19 protein-coding genes are annotated in these 21,218 nt (G+C 66.2%); 12 read left to right on the top strand and 7 right to left on the bottom strand.

All coding sequences use genetic code 11. The annotated features are described in order from the left end of the window. Positions 1-503 precede the first annotated feature (503 nt). Positions 504-1,478 (top strand): MBL fold metallo-hydrolase, encoded by a 975-nt coding sequence (locus tag G370_RS0110960; protein WP_019660637.1) that lies wholly within the window; start codon positions 504-506, stop codon positions 1,476-1,478. A gap of 98 nt (positions 1,479-1,576) precedes the next feature. Here the strand turns inward: G370_RS0110960 and yihA are convergent, their stop codons facing one another. Further along, on the bottom strand, positions 1,577-2,179 hold the full coding sequence (yihA, locus tag G370_RS0110965) for a ribosome biogenesis GTP-binding protein YihA/YsxC (RefSeq protein WP_005411022.1): 603 nt from the start codon (positions 2,177-2,179) through the stop codon (positions 1,577-1,579). A gap of 156 nt (positions 2,180-2,335) precedes the next feature. Here yihA and G370_RS0110970 point away from each other — a divergent pair, with 156 nt between their 5' ends. From G370_RS0110970 to G370_RS0110985, 4 genes are all read left to right on the top strand, one after another. Next, positions 2,336-3,136 carry a c-type cytochrome gene (locus tag G370_RS0110970; RefSeq protein ID WP_019660638.1) on the top strand — a complete coding sequence of 267 codons (801 nt, stop codon included), beginning with the start codon at positions 2,336-2,338 and terminating at the stop codon, positions 3,134-3,136. Between the two features lie 105 nt (positions 3,137-3,241). Then, the gene (locus G370_RS0110975; RefSeq protein WP_019660639.1) at positions 3,242-3,892 is read left to right on the top strand and encodes a thiol:disulfide interchange protein DsbA/DsbL; all 651 of its coding nucleotides are present in this window, start codon (positions 3,242-3,244) and stop codon (positions 3,890-3,892) included. 107 nt (positions 3,893-3,999) lie between these two features. Beyond that, positions 4,000-4,830, top strand: coding sequence for a thiol:disulfide interchange protein DsbA/DsbL (locus tag G370_RS0110980; protein WP_019660640.1), 831 nt, complete (start codon positions 4,000-4,002; stop codon positions 4,828-4,830). A 53-nt stretch (positions 4,831-4,883) separates the two neighbouring features. Continuing rightward, positions 4,884-5,621 (top strand): endonuclease/exonuclease/phosphatase family protein, encoded by a 738-nt coding sequence (locus G370_RS0110985; RefSeq protein WP_005411026.1) that lies wholly within the window; start codon positions 4,884-4,886, stop codon positions 5,619-5,621. Positions 5,622-5,732: 111 nt separating this feature from the next. Here G370_RS0110985 and G370_RS0110990 read toward each other — a convergent pair whose 3' ends face one another. After that, positions 5,733-6,602 (bottom strand): EamA family transporter, encoded by an 870-nt coding sequence (locus G370_RS0110990; protein ID WP_026347087.1) that lies wholly within the window; start codon positions 6,600-6,602, stop codon positions 5,733-5,735. Positions 6,603-6,674: 72 nt separating this feature from the next. Here G370_RS0110990 and G370_RS0110995 point away from each other — a divergent pair, with 72 nt between their 5' ends. From G370_RS0110995 to fhuE, 3 genes are all read left to right on the top strand, one after another. Further along, positions 6,675-7,157 (top strand): Lrp/AsnC family transcriptional regulator, encoded by a 483-nt coding sequence (locus G370_RS0110995; RefSeq protein ID WP_019660642.1) that lies wholly within the window; start codon positions 6,675-6,677, stop codon positions 7,155-7,157. A gap of 77 nt (positions 7,158-7,234) precedes the next feature. Continuing rightward, the gene (locus G370_RS0111000) at positions 7,235-7,783 is read left to right on the top strand and encodes a M23 family metallopeptidase (RefSeq protein ID WP_019660643.1); all 549 of its coding nucleotides are present in this window, start codon (positions 7,235-7,237) and stop codon (positions 7,781-7,783) included. A gap of 172 nt (positions 7,784-7,955) precedes the next feature. After that, positions 7,956-10,094, top strand: a complete 2,139-nt coding sequence (gene fhuE, locus G370_RS0111005; protein WP_019660644.1) for a ferric-rhodotorulic acid/ferric-coprogen receptor FhuE — start codon at positions 7,956-7,958, stop codon at positions 10,092-10,094. A gap of 132 nt (positions 10,095-10,226) precedes the next feature. On the opposite strand, the gene G370_RS0111010 is transcribed toward fhuE, so the two are convergent. Continuing rightward, positions 10,227-13,088 carry a TonB-dependent receptor gene (locus G370_RS0111010; protein ID WP_010480916.1) on the bottom strand — a complete coding sequence of 954 codons (2,862 nt, stop codon included), beginning with the start codon at positions 13,086-13,088 and terminating at the stop codon, positions 10,227-10,229. Positions 13,089-13,347: 259 nt separating this feature from the next. Between G370_RS0111010 and G370_RS1000000121615 the strand changes: the two genes are divergently transcribed. Then, on the top strand, positions 13,348-14,235 hold the full coding sequence (locus G370_RS1000000121615; protein ID WP_152906406.1) for a hypothetical protein: 888 nt from the start codon (positions 13,348-13,350) through the stop codon (positions 14,233-14,235). Positions 14,236-14,288: 53 nt separating this feature from the next. Here the strand turns inward: G370_RS1000000121615 and G370_RS0111020 are convergent, their stop codons facing one another. Continuing rightward, the gene (locus G370_RS0111020) at positions 14,289-14,696 is read right to left on the bottom strand and encodes an ExbD/TolR family protein (protein WP_019660646.1); all 408 of its coding nucleotides are present in this window, start codon (positions 14,694-14,696) and stop codon (positions 14,289-14,291) included. Positions 14,697-14,847: 151 nt separating this feature from the next. Here G370_RS0111020 and G370_RS0111025 point away from each other — a divergent pair, with 151 nt between their 5' ends. Then, on the top strand, positions 14,848-16,833 hold the full coding sequence (locus tag G370_RS0111025) for a transglycosylase SLT domain-containing protein (protein WP_019660647.1): 1,986 nt from the start codon (positions 14,848-14,850) through the stop codon (positions 16,831-16,833). Between the two features lie 93 nt (positions 16,834-16,926). After that, positions 16,927-18,147 carry a multifunctional CCA addition/repair protein gene (locus G370_RS0111030; RefSeq protein ID WP_019660648.1) on the top strand — a complete coding sequence of 407 codons (1,221 nt, stop codon included), beginning with the start codon at positions 16,927-16,929 and terminating at the stop codon, positions 18,145-18,147. Between the two features lie 342 nt (positions 18,148-18,489). Here G370_RS0111030 and G370_RS0111035 read toward each other — a convergent pair whose 3' ends face one another. The 3 genes from G370_RS0111035 to G370_RS0111045 are packed head-to-tail and all read right to left on the bottom strand — an operon-like array spanning position 18,490 to position 20,349. Continuing rightward, complete coding sequence (locus G370_RS0111035; protein ID WP_010480925.1) at positions 18,490-18,924, bottom strand: SseB family protein; 435 nt, start codon at positions 18,922-18,924, stop codon at positions 18,490-18,492. 49 nt (positions 18,925-18,973) lie between these two features. Next, positions 18,974-19,309 (bottom strand): hypothetical protein, encoded by a 336-nt coding sequence (locus tag G370_RS0111040; RefSeq protein ID WP_010480927.1) that lies wholly within the window; start codon positions 19,307-19,309, stop codon positions 18,974-18,976. Then, a complete protein-coding gene (locus tag G370_RS0111045; RefSeq protein ID WP_019660649.1) occupies positions 19,306-20,349 on the bottom strand; it encodes a S41 family peptidase in 1,044 nt (347 codons plus the stop codon). The genes G370_RS0111040 and G370_RS0111045 overlap by 4 nt, the downstream gene beginning before the upstream one ends. A gap of 411 nt (positions 20,350-20,760) precedes the next feature. Here G370_RS0111045 and G370_RS0111050 point away from each other — a divergent pair, with 411 nt between their 5' ends. Further along, a complete protein-coding gene (locus tag G370_RS0111050) occupies positions 20,761-21,195 on the top strand; it encodes a hypothetical protein (RefSeq protein WP_026347088.1) in 435 nt (144 codons plus the stop codon). Positions 21,196-21,218 lie beyond the last annotated feature (23 nt).

Consider the following 21,218-nt stretch of genomic DNA (forward strand, 5'->3'; position numbering starts at 1 on the left):
GCCCACCCACACCGCCCCACCTTCGACAGGTTCACTCGGCTGTTGGCAACTGCGGCTTTGTTCCGCGCGGCTGTTGGTAGGTGTCGACCTTGGTCGACACATCTGTCAGATATCGAATGAGTCATCCACGCATGGCGTGGATCTACTGTATCGACCAAGGTCGACACCCACCGAGGCAATACGTCGTTCCAACAGATCGCGGAAAACTGTCGAAGGCGGGGTGGGTCCGGTTGCGGGGGCGTGAGCCGCATGGATGCGGCGACCGAGCTTACAGGGACGTACTTGCAGCGGCCCCCGCAACCGGACCCACCCCGCCATCCCACGGATAGCCCGCTGTCGCTGTTGCTGTTGCTTCGGCTGTTGCCGTTGCCTCTGCGTGTGCAGGGCGCAGCCCTGCAGCCCCCCCTTCCCTGAGCATTCCGCGCAGTGGTTTGAGCGCCGCGCACACGCCAGCCACGGCACGCTAGGCCAACGGAACCGCCCGTCATCCACCGAGACCCCTCATGACCCTGCGTCGCCTGCCACTGCACGCCACCCTGCTGCTGGCCCTGTCCTCGTTGCCACTGGCCGCCCTGGCCGAAGCCACCTCGCCCGCCCCCACCCAGCAGGTGCCCGGCGTCTACCACCAGCGCGTCGGTGCGCTGCAGGTCACCGCCCTGTTCGATGGCGTGGTCGCGCTGGGCCGGCAGGAAGTGGTGGACGTGCCGCCCACCCTGGTCAGCCGCCTGCTGGAAGGCCGCTACGTGCCCGAAGACAAGAAAGGCCTGCAGACCGCGATCAACGCCTTCCTGGTGCGCCAGGGCAACCACCTGACTTTGGTCGACACCGGCACCGCGCAGTGCTTTGGCCCCGGCCTGGGCCAGGTGCTGGGCAATCTGCGCGCCTCCGGCGTCGACCCGACCGAGGTGGATGAGGTGCTGCTGACCCACGCCCATCCGGACCACCTGTGTGGCGTGCTCGATGCACAGGGCAAGCCGGCCTATCCCAATGCCACGGTGTGGCTGTCCAAGGCCGATGCCGATTACTGGCTCAACCCCGCCAGCGAGGCCACCGCGCCGAAGGGCGTGCGCTTCGCCTTCCCACTGGCACGCAACGCGGTGGCGCCGTATCAGGCCAGCGGCCACCTGCGCACCTTCAGCCCCGGCGATGCCCTGCCCGGCGGCGCGGTGGCGATGGACACCCATGGCCACACCCCCGGCCATGTCTCCTACCGGTTCCACAGCCAGGGCCAGTCACTGCTGGTATGGGGCGATGTGCTGCACTTCCACGCGGTGCAGTTCGCGCATCCGGAAGCGGCATTTGAGGCGGATTCGGACCGCAAGGCGGCCATCGCCAGCCGTCGCGGGCTGCTGCAGCAGGCCACCGCCAACGGTTGGTGGGTGGCCGGTGCGCACCTGCCGTTCCCGGGCCTGGGCCATGTGCGTGGCGAGGGCAAGGCCTATGCGTGGGTGCCGGCGGAGTATTCGCCGTTGAAATGACCCGTGTAGAGCCGAGCCCATGCTCGGCTACCGCGCTCAGCGTGCCGGGATTCCACAGCCGAGCGTAGGCTCGGCTCTACAGGAAGGCAGGGGATGCCTTACTCCAGCCCCAGCCAGCCGCCGATCACGCCACGGGCTTCGTCCACGCCGGTACGGTCTTCGCCGGAGAACACCTGCACGCTGACGCTGTCACCGTAGGCCGATTGCAGCTCCTTGCGCACCTTCTGCAGGGACTGCATCTGCTGGCTGCGGCTGAGCTTGTCCGCCTTGGTCAGCAACGCGTGCGCCGGCAGGCCGCGCTGCACGGCGTAGGACAGCATCTGCCGGTCGTAGTCCTTCAGCGGATGGCGGATGTCCATCACCACCACCAGCCCCTTCAGGGCTTCGCGGGTGCGGAAGTACTTGTCGATGAAGGCCTGCCAGTGCGCCTGCAGGTCCAGCGGCACCTTGGCGTAGCCGTAACCGGGCAGGTCGACCAGATGCGCTTCCGGGGTGACCTGGAAGAACACCAGCTGCTGGGTGCGGCCAGGGGTCTTGGAGACACGGGCCAAGGCGTTCTGGCGGGTCAGCGCGTTGAGCGCACTGGACTTGCCAGCGTTGGAGCGGCCGGCGAAGGCCACTTCAGCCCCTTCGTCGGGCGGCAGCTGCCGCACGTTGTGGGCCGAAAGGTGGTAACGGGCGCGTTCGATGAGCAATGACATATGCCTAGGATCGCATGTTGCGACGCCGCGCGCCCGTGCCGGCGGCCGTTGCGGGCATTTTGCTGCACTGCTGCGTTGACCGTGTGCTGAAACGGCGTTGATAATCCGGGCGATGCCGGCGGCCGCCGCCCGGCCCGGTCCATACGGAGCTTCAGCATGCGCCACGCTCGCGTTCTTGCCGTATCCGCCCTTGCCACTGCTGTAGTCGTTGCCGCTGCTGCGTTCGCGCAGACCACGTTGACCCCGCTGCCCGACAACGGGCCGATCAATACCGCCTCGCTGGAGGTGGATTTCAGCAAGACCCACTGGGGCGATGCCAAGGCCGGCCAGGCCAAGGCCTCGGCCTGCGCGGCCTGTCATGGCGTCGACGGCAATTCCACGGTGGAGATGTATCCGTCCATTGCCGGCCAGAGCGAACGCTACGTGGCCCAGCAGATGGCGCTGATCGCCAATGGCCAGCGCAGTTCCGGCGCAGCAGTGGCGATGGTGCCGTTCGTGCAGAACCTCACCCCGCAGGACATGCGTGATATCGGCGCCTACTTCGCCACGCAGAAAGCCAACGCCGGCATCGCCGATGACACGGCGGTCACCGAGGGCCCCTACAAGGGCATGAAGTTCTACGAGATCGGCCAGCAGCTGTACCGCGGCGGCGATGCCAAGCGCGGCCTGCCGGCCTGCATGGCCTGCCATGGCCCCAGCGGTGCCGGCAATCCCGGCCCGGCCTATCCGCATCTCGGTGGCCAGCACGCCAGCTATGTCGCGCGCCGCCTGCAGGAGTATCAGGCCGGCCAGACCAACGAGACCGACAAGGCACACTTCCAGATCATGGCCACGGTCGCGCAGAAGCTGAGCGAGCAGGAGGTGCAGGCGCTGTCGAGCTACCTGCAGGGCCTGCACAACAAGGCCGACGACGTGGCCGCTGCAGCTACGCCGACGCAACCGGCTGCCGCCCCCTGACCACCACTGGTCGGCCTGGGCCGCCACGTCGGCCCACGGCTGCGGTATGTTCCTTCACGCCGGCGGCTGCGCCGGCGTTGCTTTTTTCAACGGAGATGCGTGTCGATGAGGTTGATTTCCCGCCTGCTGTTGTCCGTGCTGGTACTGCTGCCGCTGGCAGCCTGCGCCGCCACCCCCGCCAATGCCCCGCTGGTCGAGGGCAAAGACTACGAGCGCATCGCGCAGCCGGGCCCGTTCCAGCCGTTGGCCGGCAAGATCGAGGTGGTCGAGGTCTTCGGCTACACCTGCCCGCATTGCGCCCACTTTGAACCGCAACTGGAAGCCTGGGCGGCCAAGCTGCCGGCCGACGTGCGCTTCACCCCGGTCCCGGCCGCCTTCGGTGGCGCCTGGGATGCATGGGCCCTGGCCTACTACGCCGCCGACGAAGTCGGCGTGGCCAAGCGCAGCCACGCGGCGGTCTTCAAGGCCCTGCACCAGGATGGCTCGCTGCCGATGCAGAACGTTTCGGCCGATGAGCTTGCCACCTTCTACAAGGCCTACGGGGTGACCCCGGACCGTTATCTGCAGGCCCTGCGCGGCGATGCCGTACAGAAGAAGGTCGATGCCGCCCGCGCGTTCGCCCAGCGCACCAGGATCCCGGGTACCCCGGCGCTGATCATCAATGGCCAGTATCTGGTGCGCGGCAACAGCTTCGACGACCAGCTGCGCATCGCCTCGGCCCTGATCGCCCAGGCCCGCGCCGCCCGCGGCCGCTGAACCAACACACACCATCGACACGGCGCTGTCGCCGCCGCATGTCATCATTTCCCCCTGGCTGGCGCCTGGCGCCGGCCCCCACCTTTCCAGATGCTGGAGACGTTTCCATGAAGATCCGTTACGCCCTCGCCCTCGCAGCGCTGCTGCCGATCCTGGCGGCCTGCAAGGCCGACGACGGCAGCACCAACACCACCGCGGCGCCGGCCGAACCGGCTGCAGCTCCGGCGGCCACCGAACCGGCCGCTCCGACCGCGGGCAGCGAAGGCACCGCTCCGGCTGCCGCCGAAGGTGAAAAGGCCCCGGCCGAAGCCGCCCCCGCCGCGGCGCCGGCCCCGACCACTGCCGCGCTGACCGGCCCGGCCCCGGTGGAAGGCGCCGATTACCAGGTGATCCCGAACGGCCAGCCGTTCCAGCCGGCTGCCGGCAAGATCGAAGTGACCGAGATCTTCGGCTACGTCTGCCCGGCCTGCGCCGCATTCCAGCCGCTGGTCGGCCCGTGGAAGGCCGGCCTGCCCAGCGACGTGAACTTCGTCTACGTGCCGGCCATGTTCGGCGGCACCTGGGATGACTACGCCCGTGCCTTCTACGCCGCGCAGACCCTGGGCGTGCAGGAAAAGACCCACGAAGCGCTGTACGCCGCCATCCACTCGCAGAAGACCCTGAAGGGCGAGCGCGGCCGTGACTCGGTGGAAGACATCGCCAAGTTCTACGCCGCCTACGGCGTCGATCCGAAGCAGTTCGCCGCCACCATGGGCAGCTTCGCGGTGAATGCCAAGACCAACTCGGCCAAGCAGTTCGCCCAGCGCAGCCAGATCAGCGGCACCCCGTCGATCATCGTCAACGGCAAGTACCTGGTGAAGGGCAAGAGCTTCCCGGACATGCTGCGCATTGCCGACCACCTGATCGCCCGCGAACGCGGTGCGGCCCAGGCTCACTGATCCAAAGGACGTTGTTCCCGGCCGTGAATTCCCCCCGCACACGGACCCTGCGTTTGCTGACGGCCAACATCCAGGCCGGCTCAAGTACCCGCCGCTACAGCGACTATGTGACCCGCAGCTGGTCACATGCGCTGCCGGCGGGTCGCAAGCGCAGCAGCCTGGACGCGATCGCCACGCTGGCGCGCGACCATGACATCGTCGGCCTGCAGGAGGCCGACCCGGGCAGCCTGCGTTCGGGCTTCACCAACCAGACCCACTACCTGGCCCAACGCGCCGGCTTCAACTACTGGAGTCACCAGCCGAACCGGCGCATGGGCGGGGTCGCATCCAGCGCCAATGGCCTGCTGAGCAAGCTGGAACCGGTTGAAGTGCAGGATCACGCCCTGCCCGGCCGCATCGGCGGGCGCGGCGTGCTGCTGGCCAAGTTCGGCGACGGCGCCGATGGCCTGGCGGTGGCAGTGGCGCATCTGTCGCTGGGCGCGGGCTCGCGGATGTCGCAGCTGGGCTTCATCGCCGAGCTGTTGTCCGACCACCCCAACGCGGTGTTGATGGGTGACTTCAACTGCCTGGCCGAACGCCCGGAAATGCAGGTGCTGTACCAGAAGACCCGGCTGCAGCCCCCGGGCTGCATCGTGCCGACTTTCCCCAGCTGGCGCCCCGACCGCGCCATCGACCACATCCTGGTCAGCAGTGGCCTGCAGACCCGCACCGTGGAAGCCGTACCAGCCGCGTTCTCCGATCACCTCGCCCTGGCGATGCAGATCGACGTCCCGGCCGACGCCCTGCGCTGACTCGCCGTTACGGTAGGTGCGGACCGTTGGTCCGCACGCTCTGCGCCGGGCGCCGCCCGGCGCCCCCTAAATCGGGGCATAAACGACTTAATCCCCTCCGTCCCCTTTTTTTCAGGCGGTGACGGGTGCCTTCAACCGCCGCGCGGTCATCGTGCTGCCCACCGAGGCCAGCACCGTGCAACCGATCGCCAGCCACTGCAATCCATGCAGGTGCTCGTGCAGCAGCAGCATCGCCCACAGCGCGGCCACCGCCGGCTCCATGCTGATCAGGATGCCAAAGGTCTCCTTCGGCAGGCGCTTGAGCGCCATCATTTCCAGCGACATCGGGATCGCGCTGGACACCAGTGCCACCAGCAGGCCCGCCGCCAGGATCTTCGGGTCGAGCAGCGCGGCACCGGCATGCACCACGCCCACCGGCACCACCACCAGCGACGCGGCCAGCAGCCCCAGCGACACCGAGTGCCCAGCGTGCAGATGACCGGCACGCTTGCCGAACACGATGTACAGGCCCCAGCACGCCGCTGCGCCCATCGCATACAGCACGCCAGCCGGATCCAGCGCCGGGCCACCGCCCAGCGGCAGCAGCAGCAACAAACCCACCACCGCGCAGCCCACCCAGACGAAGTCGATGGGGCGTCGTGATGACAACATCGCCACCGTCAGCGGCCCGGTGAACTCGATGGCCACCGCGATGCCGAAGGGAATCGTGCGCAGCGCCATGTAGAACAGCAGGTTCATCAGGCCCAGGGTGAGCCCGTAGCGCAGGATGGTGATCGCGTCCACGCGGCTGGTCTTCCAGCGCCATGGCCGCCAGAACATCAGCAGCAACAGTGCCGAGAAGCCCACGCGCAGCGCGCTGGTGCCCTGGGCGCCGATCAGCGGGAACAGGTGTTTTGCGTAGGAGGTGCCGATGGCCAACGAGGTGACCGAGCCGAGCAACGCCAGCGCCGGCAACATCGGCGCGAGTCGTGAGGTCTGCATGCGCAAAGTCTATTGCGCCGGCGCCGAGCACTTGGCTCAATTGACAGCCTGTTCGTGCAACTTCTGCTCGCCATGGCCATCGCTCCCGTGCTCGACAGCTTCGACCGCGCCATCCTCGACCTCCTGCAGCGGAATAACACCCTGCCGCAGCGCGAAATCGCCGAGGCCGTGCACCTGTCCACCCCGGCCGTGCAACGCCGCATCAAGCGCCTGCAGGACAGTGGCGTGATCGCCGCCAACGTGGCGGTAGTCGCCGCAGCCAAGGTCGGGCGACCGCTGACCATCATCGTCGAGGTGCGCGTGGTCAGCGAGCAGCGCGAACGCGTGGCGCCGTTCAAGCGCCGCGTGCAGGACGACCCGGCGGTGCAGCAGTGCTACTCGATCACCGGCGACGGCGATTTCCTGCTGCTGGTGTCGGCCGCGTCGATGGAAGAGTACGAGGCGATCACCGAGCGGCTGTTCGGTGGCGATGACAACATCGAGCGCTTCCGCACCTCGGTAGCACTGGGCACGCTGAAGCGGAGTTTCGAGGTTCCGCTGCTGCCGGTCCTGTAGCGTCGAGCCATGCTCGACTGCCTTTTGACCGCAAAACTGAAGCAGTCGAGCATGGCTGGACTCTACACTCCGAAACCATGAGCACATCGCCCTCCCCCGCCCACCGCCTGCGCCGCTGGTTGCTGCGCCTGTGGCTGGCCATTGCCGTCGTTGCGATGATGGCGTTGTGGAACAGTCCCTGGGCCGCCGCACCGAAGATGCTGTGGGCAATCTCACGGATGCCGCCAGCCGCCGAACTGCCGGTGCCAGTGGACGGCGTGCGGCCACGCCAGATTGCCGATACCTTCGGTGCGCCGCGAGGCCGTGACCGCTCGCACGCCGGCATCGACATCTTCGCCAGCCGTGGTACGCCAGTGCGCAGCGCCACGGTCGGTGTCATCGCGGATGTCAGCGAACGTGGGCTCGGCGGGCGCCAGGTGTGGGTGATCGGGCCCGGACGCGAGCGCTACTACTACGCGCACCTGGAAAGCTGGGCCGATGGCCTGGCGCGTGGCCAGGTGGTCCAGCCCGGCGACCTGCTCGGCCATGTGGGCGACAGCGGCAACGCCAAGGGCACGCCCCCGCACCTGCACTGGGGCATCTACGGCGCAGACGGCGCCCGCGACCCGCTGCCACTGCTGCGCTGACCGCCATTGCGCACCCGCGCATCGATCTGTTCATGGTTTGTAAATAGGAATAGTTCGTATTACCATTTCTTTCGTTTCCGGTGGCGCCAGGACGGCCTGCCCGCCCTCCCCCTACCCGTAGCGCCTCGCCTTCTGGATGCCGGCCGAGCGCGCGTGCTCGTCCAGGACCCCCATGACCCGTTCCGCCTTCCGTACCCCGCAGCCGCAACGGCTGTCCGTTGCCGTGCTCGCCGTTCTCTGCGCCGTGGCCCCGGCCGCCTTCGCCGACACCGCCGCCGATCCGACCACCCTCGACAAGGTGGTGGTCAAGGGCGAACGCGCCGAAGGCTATTCGGTGCGCCGCACCTCGGCCGGTACCCGCTTCGACCTGGCACCGCGCGAGATCCCGCAGTCGCTCAGCATCATCAGCCACCAGCGCATCGAAGATCAGAACCTGGACGACATCATCGACGTGCTGGCCAACACCACCGGCGTGACCAGTACCCAGTCCGACAGCGAGCGCACCGAGTTCTACGCACGTGGGTTCTACATCGACGCCTACCAGTTCGATGGCCTGCCCACGCAGATGGTGCAGAACTGGAGCTACGGTGATTCCGGCCTGGACCTTGCGCTGTACGACCGCGTGGAAGTGGTGCGTGGCGCCACCGGCCTGCTCAGTGGTGCCGGCAATCCGTCCGCGTCGGTGAACCTGATCCGCAAGCATGCCGACAGTGCCGAGCTGGCCGGCAGCGTGTCGGTGAACGTCGGCAGCTGGGGCCGCACCCGCACCACCGTGGACGTAGGCAGCGCGCTCAACGCCAGTGGCACGGTGCGCGGCCGCGTAATCGGCAGCTACCTGGACACCGATGGCCAGATGGACCGCTACAACCAGCGCAAGACGCTGGGCTATGCCGTCATCGACGCCGACCTGACCCCGGACACGCAGCTGAGCGTGGGCTACGACTACCAGCAGAAGCGCGCCAATGGCGCGACCTGGGGCGGCTTCCCGATGTGGTACGCCGATGGCAGCCCGACGAACTATCCGACCTCGTTCAATCCGTCGCCGGACTGGACCTACTGGGACACCACCAGCAAGCGTGCGTTCGCCACCCTGCAGCACGCCTTCAGCAACGGCTGGAAGTTCAAGATCGGCGCCACCCACGACCGCACCAAGGCCGACGACAAGCTGTTCTATCCGGCCTATACCGCATTCAACAAGACCACGGGCGCCGGCATCACGCCGATGGCCGGCTTCTACAACACCGAGCGCAAGGTCGACGGCATTGATGGCTACATCGACGGTCCGTTCCAGCTGTTGGGCCGCGAACACCAGTTCATGGCCGGCCTGAGCTACAACAAGCGCGAATTCGCCAACTACGGTGACTTCCAGATGGGCGGTCCCGGCACCGGCTGGAATCCCTTCAGCTCCTATCTCGACTGGACCGGCAACATCGCCCAGCCGAACTGGAACCCGCTGGCGCTGGCCAGCCAGGGCACCATCACCCAGAAGGCCGGCTATGCCGCCGCGCGCCTGTCGCTGGCTGATCCGCTGAAGCTGATCCTCGGTGCGCGCTACACCCACTGGAAGAGCGAAGGCGAGAACGACGACCGCGAACACAAGGTGACCACCCCGTACGCCGGCCTGGTGTATGACATCAACGACACCTACTCCGCGTACGCCAGCTACACCGAGATCTTCCAGCCGCAGACCGCGCGCGACCGCAACGACCGTTATCTCGATCCGGTAGACGGCAAGAGCTACGAGGTGGGCGTCAAGGGCGCCTGGTTCGACAACCGTCTGAACGCCTCGTTGGCGGTGTTCCGCATCGAGCAGGACAACGTCGCCCAGGTCACCAGCGAACCGATCATCGGCCGCCCGGGCGAGTTCGCCTCGATCGCTGCGCGCGGCACCGTGAGCCGTGGCTTCGAGTTCGAAGTGAACGGCGAACTGGCCCCGGGCTGGAATGCGACCTTCGGTGCTTCGCGCTATGTGGCCAAGGACATCAACGGTGCCGACATCAACACCAACCTGCCGCAGACCGCGCTGAAGCTGTTCACCAGCTACACCCCGCAATCGCTGCAGGAATTGACCGTCGGCGGCGGTGCCAACTGGCAGAACCGCATCTACTACGCCGCACCGGTGGTGGGCCGCTTCGAACAGGAAGGGTATGCGCTGGTCAGTGCCTTCGTGCGCTACCGCATCTCGCCGAAGTTCAGCGTGCAGGCCAACCTCAACAACCTGCTGGACAAGAAGTACTACTCGCAGATCACCGGCTACGGTGCGTACGGCGATGGCCGGAATGGCTCGCTGACGTTCACCTGGGCGTTCTGATCAGGCGCGGGGCACGATCGCCCCGCACCTGTAGAGCCGAGCCCACGCTCGGCTGATTCTCTGAGCCGAGCGTGGGCTCGGCTCTACACCAGCAAGGCAGCGCCGGAACTGACCGGCACTGCCACCGTTACATCAGAAGCGCAGGTCCGCGCGCAGGTACCAGTAGCGGCCACGCGGGATGTCATAGGTCGAAGCGTCGTAACCGTTCAACGAGCACGACAGGCAGATCGGCGGATCCTTGTCGAACACGTTGTTCAGGCCGGCCGTCAGCTGCAGCCCCTTCATCCAGTCGATCTTGTAGCCCACCTGCATGTCATGGAAGGTGGTGGCCGACAGCGTATTGGTGCCCGCAGCCTGGTTGCTGCAGACCGGAAACACGGAAGCGTCACCGCAGTTTTCGGTCAGTTCGGAGATATGCCGCACGGTCCAGTTGGCGCTCCAGCGATCCAGCGTCCAGCCGATACTGGCATTGCTGGTCCATTCCGGAATCGAGCTGTCGGCCACTTCCACGCCCGGCTTCTGCGGCTGCTTCTGGCCCGCCGCACCGGTGGCTTCGTAGCGACCCACGAAGGTGTTCTTCCAGCCCAGCTTGAACTGACCGATCGAGCTCTGCGGCAACGTCCAGAACAGATCCACATCCCAGCCATCGGTCTTGATCGAACCCAGATTGGTCAGGCGGTTGTTGAAGCTGCTGACCGCGCCGGTGCTGGCACGGGTGATGCCGTTGCAGTAGATCGGGTCCAGCGTGTCCACGCACAGGTCCAGCTGGGTCTGCGCGTTGATTGCCTGGATCGCGCCGTCGATGGCATGGCGGTAGAAGGTCACTTCCACATCGAAGCGTTCCGACCACGAACTGTTGCTGCCAAACCATGGGCTCCACACGAAGCCTGCGCTGAAGCTGCGCGAGCGTTCCGGATCCAGCTCGCGGTTGCCGCCAGTGGTCACCGAGATCTGCGAGTTGGCCTGCTGGAACCCGGCCGGTACGCCCAGCGCAGCACAGTTGGCCGCGCTGCCACGCGGCGGCGTACCGCCCAGGCCCACCGAGCACGGATCGAACAGCTGCAGGTCGGCACGCGCGGCCGAGCCGTACAGCTCACCGATCGATGGTGCACGGAAGCCTTCGGCATAGGTCGTGCGCAGCACGAAGTCATCGGTCACCTGCCAGCGCAGGCCGTACTTGGGCGTGAATTCACCACCGAAGGTGGAGTAGTCCGAGTAGCGCCCGGCCAGGCTCAGGTCCAGCTTCTTGCCGAAGGTCGAATCGGCGAAGATCGGCACGCTCAACTCCAGATACGCCTCGTTGACGTCATAGGAGCCCGAGGTCGGCTGCGACGGCACGCCGTTGTAGTGGCCGGCCACCGTCAGCGGATCGGGCTGGTACGAACCCTCGTACTTGCGATACTCGAAGCCGGTAGCGAACGACACCGGGCCGGCCGGCAGCGTGAACAGGTCGCTGGACAGGTTGGCGGTGAACAGGCTCAGTTCGTTCTGGCTGCGGTCACGCACCACCGGCTGGATCCACTTCAGCATGTCCGGGGTGATCGAACCGACACCGCCGAAGATGTTCAGCGGCACGCAGCCCGGCGTCGCCGCACAGACCGACGGATCGCCCAACGCCATGTTGACGTTGTAGATGTTGTAGCTGCCGTAGTTGGTCTGTTCGGCCTTGTTCTTGCTGTACATGCCGTTGACGTCCCAGTACCAGCTGCGGTCAGCCGCCTGGAAGTTGCCGACGAAGCCGGTGGCGAAATAGGTGGTGTCCACTTCCTGCTTGAACACGCGCGCGCCGCCTTCCACCGGGCGGCGGCCGATCAGGCTCAGGTTGTCACCCGAGACCAGGTCGAAGCCGAACGGGTTGTACGGATTGAGCGCGGACACGGTGATGTTGTCGGCCAGCGGATTGCCGGTGGCGCCATCGGGGCCGAAGAACAGCGGCTCCGGGCCGGCCTGGTTGGTCGACTCACGACGGTTGCCCAGTGCCTTGACGTACCACTGCACGTTGTCGGTGATGTCGAAGCGGAACTGACCGAACAGGCCCTTACGCTCCGAGGGCGTCAGCACCATGTTGTACTCGGCGAAATTGAACCGGTCGGCGCTGGTGAAGCAGTGATAGTCATCGGTGCGCGCGCAGCCGGCGCTGCCGTCGTAGCGCGGGTTGCTCACGCCGGTATTGGGCACGATGTTCTGCACCGCGCCGGTGTTCGGGTCGGTGAACATGAAACGACCCTGCGGAATGCCACCGCTGCCGAACGCCAGCCCGGTGCCGGGAATCGGGAAGCGCGACTGCTCGCGGTCCTTGGCAAACACCGGATCCTGCTTGGTCCAGCTGGCGCCCAGGAACAGGCTGAAGCGGTCGCCGCTCTTGCCCCAGGCCAGGTCCACGCCCTTCTGCGTGCCATCGCCCTTGCTGTACTCGCCATAATTCAGGGTCACCTGGCCGCCATCGAAGTCACGGCGGGTGATGATGTTGACCACGCCGGCAATGGCGTCGGAACCGTACAGCGACGACGCGCCATCTTCCAGCACTTCGATGCGCTCGACGATGGCCAGCGGAATGGTATTGAGATCGGTGGCCGAGCCGACGCCGGATGCGGATGACTCATTGACCCAGCGGATGCCGTCGACCAGCACCAGCACGCGCTTGGCGCCCAGGTGGCGCAGGTCCACCTGCGCCGAACCGGCACCTACACCACTGCCATCGGGCGGGAAGCCGAAGTTGCCGGACGAGTTGAACTTGGCGTTGAGCGCCGAACCGGAACCGGTGAGCTGCTGCAGCACTTCGCCGATCGAGGTCAGGCCGGTGCGTTCGATATCGCCGCGCGTCAGCGTCTGGATCGGCACCTGGCCTTCCACCTCAGCGCGCTTGATGCGGGTACCGGTGACTTCCACCGCATCCAGGTTGGTGGTGGATTGTGCAGCGGCACCCAACGGTGCCAGGGTCATCACGCACAGCGCGACGGCAACCGCCAAAGGGCGGTGGTGCAGGTGATTCATTCGCTCTCTCTCCAAAGGAATGTCGGGACATAGGCTGCCGCACTCCCTCCCTGCATGGCGGCGCCGTCTCCTTTGTAAACAAGTGGTAAAAATCGCGGCGTGACCGGCGACACCTTTTCACGCAATCCTGACGAATGAACCGTCGGCATCCGCAATTAGTTCAGTATCTAGGAATTATTTTAAATTCCAGAATTTTGCCAGCTTGAACCACGAATCCGGCAGAGACTCAGACCTCCGACGCTCAAAGCGAGGTTCAATCGTGAAAGCAACTACTGCCAGACTGCAAGCAGCGATCATCGCACTTGTCTTCTTTTCATTTGCAGGTGAATCCGAAGCAGGCGGCCTCATCGAGTGCAACAATTGCGTATCGCCCAAATCCGTCGCTCTACAGTCTGGATCTGGCCTCACAGTGATAATTGACTTCGAAAAAGCACAACTGACCGCATTCGATGTTGAATATGACCGGGAAATGAGAAAATGGAGAGCCCTTCCGACCCCTGTACCCAGCCAGATCCAAATGGCATTTCTCCGGATTGTGGAAAGTGTATCTGGCGTTAGTGATCAGCCGAGCCGCGCTTTTCCAAATGCGGGGGGAGGCGCAATGGTTCCCCTCCACCCCGACAATCCGGGGAATTCCAATGGGATGCGATTTCCAGAGTCGTACAAATCGTCCGACGCGTTCGAGATCGTCAGCTCTGCGACCATGAGGACGCGACTAGGCCAGTATTTGGCCCTAGAAATCGCAGGAGCCAATACAAGCAACCCAGCGTGGAACAGCTTCGCGCTTTCCATACAGCAATTTTCGCTCAACTGGGCAAGCATAAAAGGGGGCGGATCAGTCAATATAGTAATTACTTGGAGAGACGGATCAAAAACCCTCTATCGAATCACCCCTGATAACGTAGCAGAGGCCAAATACCAGAAAGGTGAGAGCCGGGACGGCACTGGAAACAAAGTCCCAGATGAGACCATTGCAGATCCTGTCACGGCTCCTTCTTACGCTGGACAGTATTACTTCCGCCACGACGGCGATGTCGATAAATGGGCCCGCTCTGCTCAGATGTATGGTGTGCCGGTCCAACGCGGGTCCAGCAGTCGAATTTCCTGCAGCTGGGACGGCCGCACAGTCTATTGCCAGCAATACTGACTAAAGGTGGACGCTGTTGAGGCACACCGCCCCCCAACAGCGCCCCACCCATCTCACCGCACGAAAGCAATCCGCTCCATGCCGGTCGCCTCGGCCGCAGCCAATATCCGCGCCATGCCTTCGTACTCGGCCGCCGGATCGGTGGCGATGCGCAGCTCCGGCCGGTTGCCGGCATGTTCGCCCGCCTGTGCCTGCAGGCGCGCCTGCAGTTCGCCGATCGCCATCGGCTGGCCGTTCCAGCTGAGCTGGTTGGCAGCGTCCAGGCGCAGCTCGATCGGCGGTGGCGGTTCGGGACGGTCGACCACCCGATCGGTGGCCTGCGGCAATTGCACGGCAATCGGCCGGGCCACGATCGGCGCGGTCACGATGAAGATGATCAACAGCACCAGCATCACATCCACCAGTGGCGTGACATTGATGTCCGCCAGCGGGCCGCTTCTTCCTGCGCTACTGAACGCCATGTGCCGCTCCCTGCAGCCGGGCCGTTCGCCCAAGGCCGACGTTACGACGCCTCCCATCCGCTGCGGCAGTGGCCTGCGCGGGGTCATTCAGCTGTCGTTGCCGACGCTCGGCGTGCACGCAATGCGAAACTGAATTCAGCCATCGCCCGCTATGCTGGTCGCCATGACCCGACGCACTTCAACTGCCCTGTCCCTGCTGCCCTTGGCCACCACGCTGCTGATCGGCTGCGCCAACGCCCAGTCCCTCGACGCCCAGAACGCGCAGCTGAAGGCTGCGATCGCTGCCGCCGAACGCGGCCAGTTCGATCCCGGCCAGGCCGCTGCACTCAGCCGCCATCCGGCTTACGGATGGCTGGAGTACGCCAACCTGCGCCGCAACATCGACACCGTCGATACCGCGCAGGCACAGGCCTTCCTCAAGCGCTATGACGGCCAGGCCGTGGCCAACACGTTCCGCAGCGTGTGGCTGCCCTCGGTCGCACGCCGCCAGGACTGGCCCACCCTGCTCGCCAACTGGGTGCCCACCGACAACGCCGGCCTGCGCTGTGCGCAGCTGACCGCGCGTCAGGTGACCGGCAAGGTCGATCCGCAGTGGATCAGCGAGGCGCAGGACCTGTGGCGCAAGAACGGCAAGTCGCTGCCGGACAGCTGTGATGCCGTTTTCGCCGTGCTGCAGGCGCAGGGTGGCCTGAGCGACGCCCTGCGCTGGGAACGCATCGATGCCGCCGCCGACGCCCAGCAGCCGGCCGTGATGCGCAGTGCCGCACGTGGCCTGCCTGCCACCGACCTGGCGCTGGCGAACAATTACGCTGCCTTTGTCGACAAGCCCAATGCCAGCGCGTTGAACTGGCCGCGCAACGAACGCAGCCGGCGCATCGCCACCGATGGCCTGGCCAAGCTGGCCAAGGCCGACCCGGCCGCCACCGAACAGCAGCTGCCGCAGTACGCCCAGGCGCTGGGCCTGAGTGCCGAGCAGCAGGGCCAGGTGCTGTACCAGATCGCACTGTGGACGGTGGCTTCCTACCTGCCCGATTCGGCGCGCCGCCTCAATGCGGTGCCGGAATCGGCGTATGACGAACGCCTGCACGAATGGCGCGTGCGCGAAGCGATGTCGCGCGGCGATTGGCCAGCGGCACTGACAGCGATCCGCAAGATGGCCAGCAAGCAGCGCAGCGACCCGCGTTGGCGCTACTTCGAAGGCCGCATGCTGGAGAAGACCGGCCAGGCCCAGCAGGCGCAGCCGTTGTTCCGCGAGGCCGCACGCGCACCGACCTTCCACGGTTTCCTGGCCGCCGACAAGCTGCAGCAGGGCTACACGCTGTGCCCGTGGAAGCCGAATGACAGCGCGCAGGCACAGGCAGCGGTCGCGCGCGATCCGGCCATCCAGCGCGCGATGGCGCTGTACCAGATCGACCGTGCCGGCTGGGCCGTGGCCGAATGGAACAGCGCGCTGTCGCGCTTCGATGACACCCAGCGCCGCCTGGCGGTACGCGTTGCGCAGGACAACGGCTGGTTCGACCGCGCCGTGTTCGCGCTCGGCAAGCAGCCGCAGGAACAGCGCCTGTACGACCTGCGTTTCCCGCTGCACCACGACGCCACCATACGCCGCGAGTCGGCACGCAATGCCATCGACCCGGCCTGGGTGGCTGCGGAGATCCGAGCCGAAAGCACCTTCACTCCGCGTGCGCGCTCGCCTGCCAACGCCATGGGCCTGATGCAGGTGCTGCCGGCCACCGGTGCCGGTGTGGCCAAGTCGATCGGCCTGACCGGCTACGGCGGCGCCGACAGCCTGTACGACCCGGACACCAACATCGCCATCGGCACCGCCTACCTGCGCCAGCTGATGAACAAGTACGACGGCCTGCCGTACGTGACCATCGCCGCCTACAACGCCGGCCCGACCCCGACCGCACGATGGCAGGGCCAGCGCCCGGGCTTTGATCCGGACCTGTGGATCGAGACCATCAGCTACAAGGAAACCCGCGAGTACGTGGCCCGCGTGCTGGCCTTCAGCGTGATCTACGACTGGCGCCTCAATGGTGATGCGCTGCCGCTGAGCGACCGCCTGATGGGCCGCCTGGTGGACAAGCGCAAGAGCTTCAGCTGCGCGGCCAACGCCGAGCAGGGCGGCGATTGATCACCCGATGACGGTAGCGCCGGGCCATGCCCGGCGGACGCCATGATGTGTCCCGCCGGCCAGCGGCCGGCACTACCGTGCGATCATCCCCCCATGAAGATCTATCTTGTCGGCGGCGCCGTGCGCGACCGCCTGCTGCAGCGCCCTGCCGGCGACCGCGACTGGGTGGTGGTTGGCGCCACGCCCGCGCAGATGGAAGCGCAGGGCTACACCGCCGTCGGCCGCGATTTCCCGGTGTTCCTGCATCCGAAGACGGGTGAGGAATACGCGCTGGCGCGCACCGAGCGCAAATCCGGCCGCGGCTATCGCGGCTTCGTGGTCGATGCCGATCCGGCGGTGACGCTGGAAGAAGACCTGCAGCGCCGCGACTTCACCATCAATGCGATTGCCTGCGACGAAGACACCGGCACGCTGGTCGATCCCTATGGCGGTGTCCGCGACCTGGAACAGCGCGTGCTGCGCCATGTCGGGCCGGCCTTCGTCGAGGATCCGCTGCGCGTGCTGCGCGCGGCGCGCTTCATGGCCCGTTTTGCACCACTGGGCTTCAGCGTCGCCGAAGAGACCATGGCACTGATGCGCGAGGTCGCCGCCAGCGGTGAACTGGACGCGCTGGTGCCGGAACGCGTCTGGCAGGAACTGCGCAAGGCGCTGGTCAGTGAACGGCCCTCCGCCTTCCTGCGCACGCTGCACGATGCGCAGGCACTGGGCCCAATCCTGCCCGAACTGGAAGCACTGTACGGCGTACCGCAGCGTGCTGAATTCCACCCGGAAGTCGACACCGGCATCCACCAGGAAATGGTCAGCGACATGGCCGCGAAGCTCGCCCCCGGCGATGACCTGGTCGGCTTCGCTGCCCTCACCCACGATCTCGGCAAGGGCCTGACCCCGCCGGAGGAATGGCCGCGCCACATCATGCACGAGCAGCGCGGCATCAAGCCGTTGAAGGCACTGTGTGCGCGGTTGAAGATTCCCACCGAACACCAGCAGCTGGCCGAAGCGGTGTGCCGCGAGCACTTGAACGTGCACCGCATCGATGAACTGCGCGATGCCACCGTGCTGGAACTGCTGGGCCGCTGTGATGCGCTGCGCCGGCCGGAACGCGTGGCCCGCATCGCACTGTGCTGCGAGGCCGACAAGCGCGGCCGGCTCGGCTTCGAGGACGCCGACTACCCACAGGGCGAAACGCTCAAGCGCCTGCACCAGGCGGCGCTGTCAGTGCAGGCACGGGATCTGGATACGACACACCTGAAGGGGCCGGCCATCGGCGAAGCGCTGGCCAAGGCGCGGGTGAAAGCCATCGCCTCCGCCCGCTGAAGCACCTGGTGATGCCGGCTGCTGGCCGGCACCGATCGCCCGTCTATCGACGACGCTTACGCGAGAAGTGGTCGACAGCATGAGCACCCAACAAGATGGGTTGCATCAAGAGGAACAGCCATCCACCCAGCCGGAGTGTCTCCACCGGATTGAACCGGGTGATGAACGCAGCTACCAGTGCCAAACCCGCAACAAGGCCGACCTCATAGACCCACAGCGATCGGTTAGAACGCCTGCCCACGATGCTCCTCTCCATTGAACAGGACGCACTTGCAAGCCATCGCCGCCGTCCGGCACCACGGGTAGTGCCGGCCGCTGGCCGGCAACCAGACACTCGCGGGATCAGTGCGCCATCCCACGGGTGATCGCCGCAGCCCGCTGCTTCAGCTGCGCCACCGCATCGGGAATCATCTCCATGCCCACGTCCAGGCCCGGGTTCAGCACCAGGCCGACGCCGTCGCCGATACCGGCCAGCAGCGCGTGCACCGCGATCGGCATGGCATGCGCAAACTGCGGCAGCTGCTCGTGCCACAGGCCCGCGCGCTCGGGGGCGGTGAACACCGCGAACATCGGCTCGCCGCCCTCGCTGGTCAGCACCAGCGGCGAGATGCTCTCGTCCCAGGCGCCATCTTCGCCAATGGCCTTGTCCAGCAGCACGAACGCCGTCGAGGTCAGCAGGCCGTCGAGGAACTGCGACGCGGTCAGCGTGCCGTCCTGGGCCTGCAGCAGGCGCTCCTCGAGGTCGTTGAGGGGTTCGAACGGGGTGTCGTGGTCCATGGTCGGTTCCGGTACGTGATTGCAGGGCAGACTTTAACAGGCCCTGTCCTCAACCGAGGAATCCGTGCCGCCACAGCCAGCCCAACGCCGCCAGACCGGCCACCACCACCAGCATCAGTGGCAGGCCGAAGCGGTGCCGCCACGGGATCGGCACCCCACCCAGCTGCTGGTCCATGGTGTCGGTGTCCAGCACCCAGCCGTGCCCGCACCGGGTGCAGGCCAGCTCGTAGCGGCGATGGTAGGTGAAGCCGAACAGCAGATCGATGCGCGCCATTTTGTAGCGCAGCTGCGGGGCGAATTCGGTTTCCGTCTGGCAGCGCAGGCAGTGGTGGGCTTCGGTGGGGCCGACGATCAGCACCCGTTCCTGTTGGCCGATCAGGATCATGACCGGGTGCCCTGGCAGGCGGGCTGGGCCAGCAGCCAGGCTTGGGCGGCGGCCACGGTGGCGGCGTCACCCTCGACGCGCTGGTCGGGCTCGATCTTCAAGCCGTCGCCACGATCATTGCGGTCCCGCATCACGCTGGTGGTCAGCAGCAGGCGGCTGCCATCGGCAAGCGTGTGCACGACATTGCCAGTGGAGACACCCGCAGTGGGCTGACCGAAACTCCGCGTCTGCGGACGACCACGCCACGCCAGCGCCGAGGCCTCGCCCGAACTGCCGGTGCGCGGTCCGAACAGCACTGCCACCGGCGCGCCGGGCTGCCGCAGCACATACCCGGACTGGCCGAAGTCCAGCACCGACTTGCCTGCACGCTGCACGGCGGTCGCGGTCAACGTCCAGCGCTCCGGCCCCTGTGCGGTTTCGAACGCCCCCACATCTTCGTTGTTCACCACCGAGGTGCGCAGCAGCGGTGCCATGCCCAGCAGCATCGGCCACATGTTGCCACCGCTGTTGTCACGCAGGTCGACGATCCAGCCACAGCGCATGCCGTCGTCCTTGCTACGGATGACCTGCTGCCACCGCGCGGCGCGCTGGATGTTCTGGCGGAACGCTTCCTGTGGCGTCGCGCCGGGCGTGGAGGCATATCCCTCGATGACCAGCCAGCCGATGCGCGCATCCACCGCATCGGCGGCCTTGGCCCTTTCCACGGCGGCGGCGCCGACCTGCTGCGCGCGCGCAAGGGATTCGCTCTGGCGCTGGGTCGTCGTCCATACGCCATGATTGCCCGTGCTGACCGCAATGGCTTCGCGCAGTAACGCCAGCCGCTTCACGGGGTCGCCCTGCACCGATTGCAGTCGTGTGCGGGTTCCAGGCCAGTCCACCCGGTCGCGATACAGCGCCTGCCGTTCAAGCAGGTCGAGGATCTCGGCCTCCGCCTCCGGTGAGGGCACTTCGATTGCCTTGGGCGTATCGGCCATGGCGTTGGCAGCCACCAGCGCGATCACCAGCGCACCAATGCGACGCACTCCCTTGCGAACCTGCATGTGACGTTTCCTTGTCGTTGAGGCAGGCGCACAGCATAGCCCGCAGGTGATGGCTTTCGCCATGCGCGAACTGTCGTATCTGGCCCCGCCGCGGGTTGCAGCAAGACAGCGTGCACGCGATCAGTAAATTGCAACTTTGCCCATGTCATTGCCATGTAGAACGCGAGAAGGTTGCCTCCGTCGGCGCCTCCTGCGCTGGCCGGGATTGGCGTCCTGAATCAAACATCAAAGAGAACGGGTTGCCGTCGTTGCGGCAATCACGACAATGCACCGGCTCGCCTATGGCGGGCGGTGCGTGGGGATCCTCGTGATCCGTCGGCTTTTTTTCTCTTTGATTTTGACCGGCACGCCAACCCGCACCGCCCGCCACCTTGCATGCCGCAGGTGGCCTTGCTCCGTGAGGTTGCCGCCATGAACAAACCCTTCCCCACCTATCCACGCCTGCATGCACTGCTCGGTGCTGCACTGCCCGGCCTGCAGCTGTCCACTACGGCAGCCGAAGCGCTGGAAGATGCGCTCACCGAAGCCCACGAACAGGCGCCGCCCTCCTCGTTCTTCGCGCGGTTGCGCGGCATGGCGCGTGGCCACGCAGCCGATGATCAGGTGTGGCGCGAACGGCAACTCAGCGGGGCGCGCGGTCGGGAACTGGCCGAAGCGACGCGCTGCCTGGCGGCAGTGTCTGCGTGTGGGGGCGTGTTGCTGGCGGCGCAGTCGGCGCGCGAGATGGATGATTTGCAGGCGCAGTGTCCGCCACAGGTGGAGGAAGGGTTGCTGCATGCGGTGGTGGTGCTGGCCGATCATGCCGGGGCGCTGGTGGAACCGGATGCGTGCGCACCACTGTTGTAGAACCGCGCCTATGCTCGGCTGCG

The organism is Stenotrophomonas hibiscicola ATCC 19867, from assembly GCF_000382065.1.
Taxonomy (GTDB): Bacteria; Pseudomonadota; Gammaproteobacteria; order Xanthomonadales; family Xanthomonadaceae; genus Stenotrophomonas; species Stenotrophomonas hibiscicola.